The organism is Pseudomonas algeriensis (genome assembly GCF_048847255.1).
Lineage (GTDB): Bacteria > Pseudomonadota > Gammaproteobacteria > Pseudomonadales > Pseudomonadaceae > Aquipseudomonas.
In genome coordinates, this window is the sequence record NZ_JBKKRK010000022.1 from 93,298 (window position 1) to 101,767 (window position 8,470).

The window sequence follows — 8,470 nt, forward strand, 5'->3', positions numbered from 1 at the left end:
GTTGATCACTGCCTGCGAGCCGATGGAGCCTGGGAATCTGGAGCTGGAACGCTCTTGTTTGACCGGCAAAGCTACCTCAACCGTCGGTCCAGGTCCAGCCGCCGAGGACTGGCACTTTGCCACAAGTCAAGGCATGCTAGTCGCCCTTCGGGCGTCAGGCTTATAGTGACGTCGCGCCAGTCCAGCAAACCGCAGGATTACAGCTTGTCCAACGTCACTCCGCCCTCGTCCTCACGCGCCCCAGTCGCTGTGCCTGGCTTGCCCCTGCGCGGGACATTGAAGGGCGGGCTGGCCTCGCTGGTGCTGTTATTGCTGGGGCTGCTCTTCTGGCAGCTGCTCGATCAACTGCGCGAAACCCAACAGCAACAGCGCCAATACACCATCGACCACACCGCCGACCTCGCCGCGCAAGTCAGCCTGAACATGGCCCTGAACGCGCAAATAGCCCTCAATCTGCTACCGATCGTCGAACAACCGCAAACCGCCGACGAACAGCAGGCGCTGTTGCGCAAGCTCAAGCAATCATTGCCCGAATTGCGCAGCCTGGCGCTGCTGAGCCCCTCCGGCAGAGTGCTCAGCGACAGTGACGCGGATAGCCAGGACGCGGATTACCTGGCCGAACTGGTACGACGCAGTCACGCCCAGGCCCATTATTTCAGCAATGCCGAGGACGGCTCCGTGGTGCATCTGCTGTTGCACCAGGCCAGCGGCAGCTCTCGCGGATACTGGGCGCTGCGCCTGTCTCCGAGTTTCTTTTCGACATTGACCAAACAGGGCGATACGGGCCTGCGGCCACTGTGGCTGGTGGAGAACCGTCTCAATCGGCAGATCATCAGCCGCGACGAAAGCCTGCCCACGATCACCCCGTCCCAACTGACCCCGCAGGACCTGAGCAACACGGTGTTGACCGTCCCCCTGAGCAGCAGCGACTGGCAGCTGCGCGGGCTGTTCGACCGGCGCCAGGTGCTCGAGCAGCTGCTTCCGGCCTTCATCGGCAAATGCCTGCTGGGCCTGGCGTTTTCCATGTTGCCGGTCATTGCCCTGCTGAACATGCGCCGACGCCAGCGGCAGCTGCACGAAGGGCGCCGTCGCTATCAGGACATTTTCGAGGGCACCGGCGTGGCCCTCTGCGTGCTCGACCTGTCCGGCCTCAAGGCGTTTTTTGCCAGGACTGGCCTGCACAACGGCGAGCAACTGCGCGCCTGGTTGCAGGTTCCGCAACAGCTCGAACAGCTGCAACAGCAAGTGCACGTCACCGAAGTCAACCAGGTGGCGTTGAAGCTGCTCAATGTCGACTCCTGCCAACAAGCCTGGCAACTGCTGGTTGGCAACGCCGAAAAGGACAACAACCCGGTCGGTTCGAAACTGCTCGAAGCGTTGCTCGATCCCCATAAACAGCTGGAGCTGGAAATCAGGCTCCAGGACGCCCACGGCCGGGATCAGCATCTGTGGCTGGTGTTGCGCCTGCCGGAAACACAGCACGACTATAACGCGGTCATCCTGAGCATCAGCGACATCACCAGCCGCAAGCTGATCGAACTGTCGCTACTGGAACGCGAAGGGTTCTGGTCCGATGTGGTGCGCACCGTTCCGGATCATCTTTATGTGCAGGATGTGATCAGCCAGCGGATGATCTTCAGCAACCACCACCTGGGCCAGACGCTCGGCTACGACCGAACCGAACTGCACCAGATGGGCGAGTATTTCTGGGAAATCCTGCTGCACAGCGACGACGCCGATCACTATCACACGCTACGCCAGGAACAGCGGCGCGGCGGCTACACGCAGTTGCTGCAATGCCAGCTGCGGTTCCGCCATCGCAACGGCAAGTGGCGCCGTTTCGAGGTCCGAGAACAGGCCCTGGCCCGGGACCGCTACGACCAGGTGACCCGGATCATCGGCGTGGCCAAGGACATCACCGAGCAGATCGAGGCCAGCGAATCGCTGCGCGACAGCGAGCAACGCTACCGGATGCTCGCCGAAAGCATCAGCGATGTGATTTTCTCGACCGACAGCAAGCTGTCGCTCAACTATGTCAGCCCGTCCGTCCAGGCGGTGCTGGGCTACACCGCCGACTCGATCTTCCAGAACGGCTGGCAGTCGACCATCGCCAACCCGCAACAACTGACCGGCATCTACAGCCTGATGGACCGCCTCAGCAAGGCCCTCGACAAGCCCGACCAACTGACCGAGCTGCGCAACCAGATGCAGACCCAGTTGTATCTGTTCGACTGCCTGCGCGCCGATGGGCGCAAGATCCCTATCGAGCTGCGGCTGGTGCTGGTGTGGGATGACCATGGCGCGTTCGAAGGTGTACTGGGGGTGGGCCGTGACATCAGCCAGCAGCGGCGCGCCGAAAAAGACCTGCGCATGGCCGCCACCGTATTCGAGCACTCGACATCGGCGATCCTGATCACCGACCCGGCCGGCTACATCGTTCAGGCCAACGAGGCGTTCAGTCGCGTCAGCGGTTACGCGGTATCGCAAGTGCTCGACCAACTGCCCACCATGCTGACCGTGGATGAGCAGCAGGAAGCCCATTTGCGCTACGTGCTCAAGCAACTGCAACAACACAGCACCTGGGAAGGCGAAGTCTGGCTCAAGCGCCGTAATGGTGAACATTACCCGGCCTGGGTCGGCATCACGGCGGTGCTCGACGACGAAGGCGACCTTGCCAGCTACGTGTGTTTCTTCAGCGACATCAGCGAACGCAAGGCCAGCGAGCAGCGCATCCATCGCCTGGCCTACTACGACGCATTGACTCACCTGCCCAACCGCACGCTGTTCCAGGACCGTCTGCACACCGCGCTGCAGTCAGCCGAGCGGCAGAAGACCTGGGTCGTGCTGATGTTTCTCGACCTGGACCGCTTCAAGCCGATCAACGACTCCCTGGGCCATGCCGCTGGCGACCGGATGCTCAAGGAAATGGCGACGCGCCTGCTCGGCTGCGTGGCCGACGACGACACCGTGGCGCGCATGGGCGGCGATGAATTCACCCTGCTGCTGCAACCGCGAGCCACTCGCGAGATGGCGTTGAACCGGGCGATCACCGTGGCCGAGCAGATCCTTGCCAGCCTCGTCCGGCCCTTCGTGCTCGAAGGTCGCGAGTTTTTCGTCACCGCCAGTATCGGTATCGCCCTCAGCCCCCAGGACGGCAACGAACTCAGCCAATTGATGAAGAACGCCGACACGGCCATGTATCACGCCAAGGAGCGCGGCAAGAACAACTTCCAGTTCTACCAGGCCGACATGAACGCCAGCGCCCTGGAGCGGCTGGAATTGGAAAGCGACCTGCGCCACGCCTTGGAACAGAATGAGTTCGTGCTCTATTACCAACCCCAGTTCAGTGGCGACGGCAAGCGCCTGACCGGCGCCGAGGCCTTGCTGCGCTGGCGCCATCCGCGACGCGGGTTGGTGCCGCCGGGGGATTTCATCCCGGTGCTGGAAGAACTCGGCCTGGTGGTGGACGTCGGCGACTGGGTTATCAGCGAAGCCTGTCGCCAGCTCAAGACCTGGCACCAGGCCAAGGTCCGGGTGCCGAAGGTCTCGGTCAACATCTCGGCCCGGCAGTTCTCCGACGGCCAGCTCGGCACACGCATCGCCAATATCTTGCGCAGCACTGGGCTGCCACCGGCCTGCCTGGAGCTGGAACTGACGGAAAGTATCCTGATGCGCGAAGTCAGCGAGGCGATGCAGATCCTCGCCGGGTTGAAGAACCTTGGCCTGAGTATCGCGGTGGATGACTTCGGCACCGGCTATTCGTCGCTCAACTACCTCAAGCAATTCCCCATCGACGTGCTGAAGATCGACCGCACCTTCGTCGACGGCCTGCCGTCCGGCGAGCAGGACGCGCAGATCGCCCGGGCGATCATCGCCATGGCCCACAGCCTCAACCTGGCGGTGATCGCCGAAGGCGTCGAGACCCACGAGCAACTGGACTTCTTGCGCGAACACGGCTGCGACGAAGTACAGGGCTACCTGTTCGGCCGGCCGATGCCGGCGAATCGGTTTGAAGCGCAGTTCAGCAATGATGCGTTGTTCATGATCGACTGAGAGCGTGCGGCGCCTGTAGCGGCCTCATCGCGAGCAAGCTCGCTCCCACATTTGAACCTGTGTACACATAACCCTGTGGGAGCGAGCTTGCTCGCGATGGGGCCGGCCGAGACATCACTGAATAATGCATGAAACCCATTCGTCCAAGACATGACGCCCTTTCATATGCCTTCCAAAACCGGTTGAGGTAGAATGCCCCCCTTTTCTGCCCCGATCCTTGAGGACCGCCATGTTCAGCCGTGATTTGACTATTGCCAAGTACGACGCCGATCTCTTTGCCGCCATGGAGCAAGAAGCTCAGCGCCAGGAAGAGCACATCGAGCTGATCGCTTCGGAAAACTACACCAGCCCAGCGGTGATGGAAGCTCAAGGCTCGGTACTGACCAACAAGTACGCCGAAGGCTACCCAGGCAAGCGTTACTACGGTGGTTGCGAGTACGTCGACGTGGTCGAGCAATTGGCCATCGACCGCGCCAAGCAGCTGTTCGGCGCCGATTACGCCAACGTCCAGCCACACGCAGGTTCCCAGGCCAATGCCGCCGTGTACCTGGCGTTGCTGTCGGCCGGTGACACCATCCTGGGCATGAGCCTGGCCCACGGCGGTCACCTGACCCACGGCGCCAGCGTTTCCTCCTCCGGCAAACTGTACAACGCCGTTCAGTACGGTATCGACGGCAATGGCCTGATCGACTACGACGAAGTCGAGCGCCTGGCCCTCGAGCACAAGCCGAAAATGATCGTGGCCGGTTTCTCCGCCTACTCCCAGATCCTCGATTTCCCGCGCTTTCGCGAGATCGCCGACAAGGTCGGGGCCTACCTGTTCGTCGACATGGCCCACGTTGCCGGCCTGGTTGCCGCTGGCGTGTACCCGAACCCGGTGCCGTTCGCGGACGTGGTCACCACCACCACCCACAAGACCCTGCGCGGTCCACGTGGCGGCCTGATCCTGGCGCGCGCCAACGCCGACATCGAGAAGAAGCTGAACTCGGCGGTATTCCCAGGCGCCCAGGGCGGCCCGCTGGAGCACGTGATCGCGGCCAAGGCGATCTGCTTCAAGGAAGCCCTGCAGCCTGAGTTCAAGGCCTACCAGCAACAAGTGGTGAAGAACGCCAAGGCCATGGCCGGCGTGTTCATCGAGCGCGGCTTCGACGTGGTGTCCGGCGGTACTGAAAACCACCTGTTCCTGCTCTCGCTGATCAAGCAAGAGATTTCCGGCAAAGACGCTGACGCGGCGCTGGGTAAAGCGTTCATCACCGTCAACAAGAACTCGGTACCCAACGATCCACGTTCCCCGTTCGTCACCTCGGGCCTGCGTTTCGGCACCCCTGCGGTGACCACTCGCGGTTTCAAGGAAGCCGAGTGCAAGGAGCTGGCTGGCTGGATCTGCGACATCCTGGCCGACCTGAACAACGAAGCGGTGATCGACGCCGTGCGTGAGAAGGTCAAGGCGATCTGCAAGAAGCTGCCGGTATACGGCGCCTGATAGCAGTAGCAAAAAAAACCGGCCCCAGTGGCCGGTTTTTTTTATCGTTGGAAAACCATTCGCCCCACGCGTGGATGGTCAGTGGAGCGCGGCTTCGAAGCCGGCGCGGATCTTTTCTTCAGGCAGTTCATCGGCGATGAACACGATAACGCTTTCCCGGGCCTCGCCTGGCGCCCAATCGGTGTCCCAATCGAAACCGTACAATTTGAGCACACCCTGGAATACCAACCGACGGGACTCGCCCGCGATGTTCAAAACGCCTTTGTAGCGCAGCAACTGCTTGCCGTGTTCTTCCAGCAACTGGTTCATGAAGTCGCTGAGCTTGTCGATGTCCAGCGGCTTGTCGGTGCGCAGCACCAGGCTGCTGATGCGATCGCCCGTGGTCGCCTTGCCAACCGGACGAAGGCTGAGCCCGGCGCCCAGGTCCGCATTGAGGTTGAAACCGCGGATGTCCAGCAATTCGGCCAGGTCGATCTTGCCGTGTTCGACCACTCGAATCGGCGCCCGCCGGTTGATGCGCATCAGGCGTTCGCGAAGAGCCTCGACATGGGCCGCGTCGACCAGGTCTGTCTTGCTCAATAGCAGGCGATCGGCAAATCCGACCTGGGCCTGGGCAATGGCCTGGGCCAGGTGGGTGTCGGCATGCGCGGCATCCACCAAGGTCAGGATACCGTCGAGGATGTAGCGCTCACGCAGGTCCTCGTCGATGAAAAAGGTTTGCGCCACCGGTGCGGGATCGGCGAGACCGGTGCATTCGATCACTAGGCGGTCAAATTGGATCTCGCCGCTGTCCAGCCGCTCGAGCAACAAGTACAGGGCCTTGGTGAGGTCGGTGTGGATGGTGCAACAAACGCAGCCGTTGGCCAGGGTCATGACCTGCACCGGCTCTTCGCCCAGCAACTGGGTATCGATGCCTGCATCGCTGAATTCGTTCTCGATCACGGCAATTTTCAGGCCGTGCTCGGCCTTGAGCAGATGACGCAGCAGCGTGGTCTTGCCAGCGCCGAGGAAGCCGCTGAGGATCGTGACCGGGATGGGAGAGGACAAACTGAATCTCCTTGATGCCTGAAAAAGAAAGCGGATCCTGTGAGAGCGAGCTTGCTCGCGATGGCGTCAGGTCAGTCAAATCCTCGTCAACTGACACTCCGCTATCGCGAGCAGGCTCGCTCCCACAAGGCGATCTGTGGTGTACGCAATCCCAAGGCCACCCCAAAACACCTGTGGGAGCGAGCCTGCTCGCGATGGCGTCAGGTCAGTCAATTCATCATTAACTGACCCACCGCTATCGCGAGCAGGCTCGCTCCCACAAGGGATGGGCCTCAGCTCAACAGCACTTGGGCCCGGCCTTGCCGCCGTAACGGGCCTCTTGGCGCTCTCGGAAGAACGCCTCGTAGTCCATCAGCGGCTTGTCCGGGTGCTTGGTTTGCATGTGCTCGACGTAGTTGTCGTAGTCGGGCATGCCGACCATCAGGCGGGCGGCCTGACCGAGGTATTTACCGAGGCGACTCAAGTCATTGAACATCGTTGCAATCCTCTATCAAGCGTCCGGCAGGGCCTGGAATGGCGCTTCTTTGTCCGTGCGCTCTTTCGTGCCCCAGGCGGCGATGCCGACCTTGAGCGCGTAGAACAGGATGCTGAAGACCACGAACAGGAACAATACCGTCAGCGTTGCGTTGGTGTAGGCATTGAACACCACGTGCTGCATCTGCTCGATGCTCTTGGCCGGGGCCAGGATCTGGCCGGCGGCCAGGGCATCGTTGTATTTGCGCGCCAGGGCCAGGAAGCCGATCGCCGGGTTGGCGTCGAACAGCTTGATCAGGCCCGCGGTGGTGGTGCAGATCAGCAGCCAGCTCGCCGGCAGCAGCGTGACCCAGACGTAGCGTTGGCGCTTCATCTTGATCAGCACCACGGTGGCGAGCATCAGCGCGATACCGGCCAGCATCTGGTTGGAGATGCCGAACAGCGGCCACAAGGTGTTGATGCCGCCCAGCGGATCGATCACGCCCTGGTACAGCAAGTAACCCCACAGCGCGACGCAGCCGGCAGTGGCGATCAGGTTGGCGGTCCAGGATTCGGTTCGCTTGAGGGCCGGCACGAACGAGCCGAGCAGATCCTGCAGCATGAACCGCCCGGCACGGGTGCCGGCGTCCACCGCGGTGAGGATGAACAGCGCTTCGAACAGGATCGCGAAGTGGTACCAGAAGGCCATGGTATTCTCACCCGGCAGCACCGAGTGCAGGATCTGCGCGATACCGACCGCCAGGGTCGGCGCACCGCCGGCACGGGCCAGGATGGTGGTCTCACCGATGTCCTTGGCCACCGCTTGCAGCGCGTCGGGGGTGATTGCAAAGCCCCAACTGCTGACGGTCTGGGCCACGGCCACCACGTCAGTGCCGACGATCGCCGCCGGGCTGTTCATGGCGAAGTACACGCCCGGCTCGATCACCGAGGCGGCAACCATCGCCATGATGGCCACGAAGGATTCCATCAGCATGCCGCCGTAACCGATGTAGCGGGCGTTGGTTTCGTTATCCAGCAGCTTGGGCGTGGTGCCCGAGGAGATCAGCGCATGGAAACCCGAGACCGCGCCGCAGGCGATGGTGATGAACAGGAACGGGAACAAGCCGCCCTTCCACACCGGCCCGGTGCCGTCGGTGAACTGAGTCAGCGCGGGCATTTTCAGCTCGGGCATGGTGACCAGGATGCCGATCGCCAGGGCGACGATGGTGCCGATCTTGAGGAAGGTCGACAGGTAGTCCCGTGGCGCCAGGATCAGCCACACCGGCAGGACCGCCGCGACAAAACCGTAGCCGATCAGCATCCAGGTGATCTGGATTCCGGTGAAGGTGAAGGCCTTGGCCCAGACCGGATCGGCGGCGATCTGCCCGCCCAGCCAGATCGAACCCAACAGCAACAGCACGCCGATGATCGAGA

At 62.1% G+C, this 8,470-nt stretch carries 5 protein-coding genes; 2 read left to right on the plus strand and 3 right to left on the minus strand.

The window, feature by feature from the left end:
- The first annotated feature begins 204 nt into the window (after nt 1-204).
- Both ACLK1G_RS24170 and glyA read left to right on the plus strand, forming a co-directional pair.
- Nucleotides 205-4,053 carry a sensor domain-containing protein gene (locus tag ACLK1G_RS24170; RefSeq protein WP_420767659.1) on the plus strand — a complete coding sequence of 1,283 codons (3,849 nt, stop codon included), beginning with the start codon at nt 205-207 and terminating at the stop codon, nt 4,051-4,053.
- A 229-nt stretch (nt 4,054-4,282) separates the two neighbouring features.
- The gene (glyA, locus tag ACLK1G_RS24175) at nt 4,283-5,536 is read left to right on the plus strand and encodes a serine hydroxymethyltransferase (RefSeq protein WP_230153609.1); all 1,254 of its coding nucleotides are present in this window, start codon (nt 4,283-4,285) and stop codon (nt 5,534-5,536) included.
- Between the two features lie 78 nt (nt 5,537-5,614).
- Here glyA and yjiA read toward each other — a convergent pair whose 3' ends face one another.
- The 3 genes from yjiA to ACLK1G_RS24190 all read right to left on the minus strand — a co-directional run.
- On the minus strand, nt 5,615-6,583 hold the full coding sequence (gene yjiA, locus ACLK1G_RS24180) for a GTPase (RefSeq protein ID WP_420767660.1): 969 nt from the start codon (nt 6,581-6,583) through the stop codon (nt 5,615-5,617).
- Between the two features lie 277 nt (nt 6,584-6,860).
- Complete coding sequence (locus ACLK1G_RS24185) at nt 6,861-7,058, minus strand: YbdD/YjiX family protein (RefSeq protein WP_072390895.1); 198 nt, start codon at nt 7,056-7,058, stop codon at nt 6,861-6,863.
- 15 nt (nt 7,059-7,073) lie between these two features.
- A partial coding sequence (locus tag ACLK1G_RS24190; RefSeq protein WP_420767661.1) for a carbon starvation CstA family protein occupies nt 7,074-8,470 on the minus strand: 1,397 nt, incomplete at its 5' end.

Excerpts from the sequence above, each read along its gene's own strand:
- glyA (WP_230153609.1), top strand. The coding sequence starts at position 4,283 with ATGTTCAGCCGTGATTTGACTATTGCCAAGTACGACGCCGATCTCTTT.
- ACLK1G_RS24185 (WP_072390895.1), bottom strand. The coding sequence starts at position 7,058 with ATGTTCAATGACTTGAGTCGCCTCGGTAAATACCTCGGTCAGGCCGCC.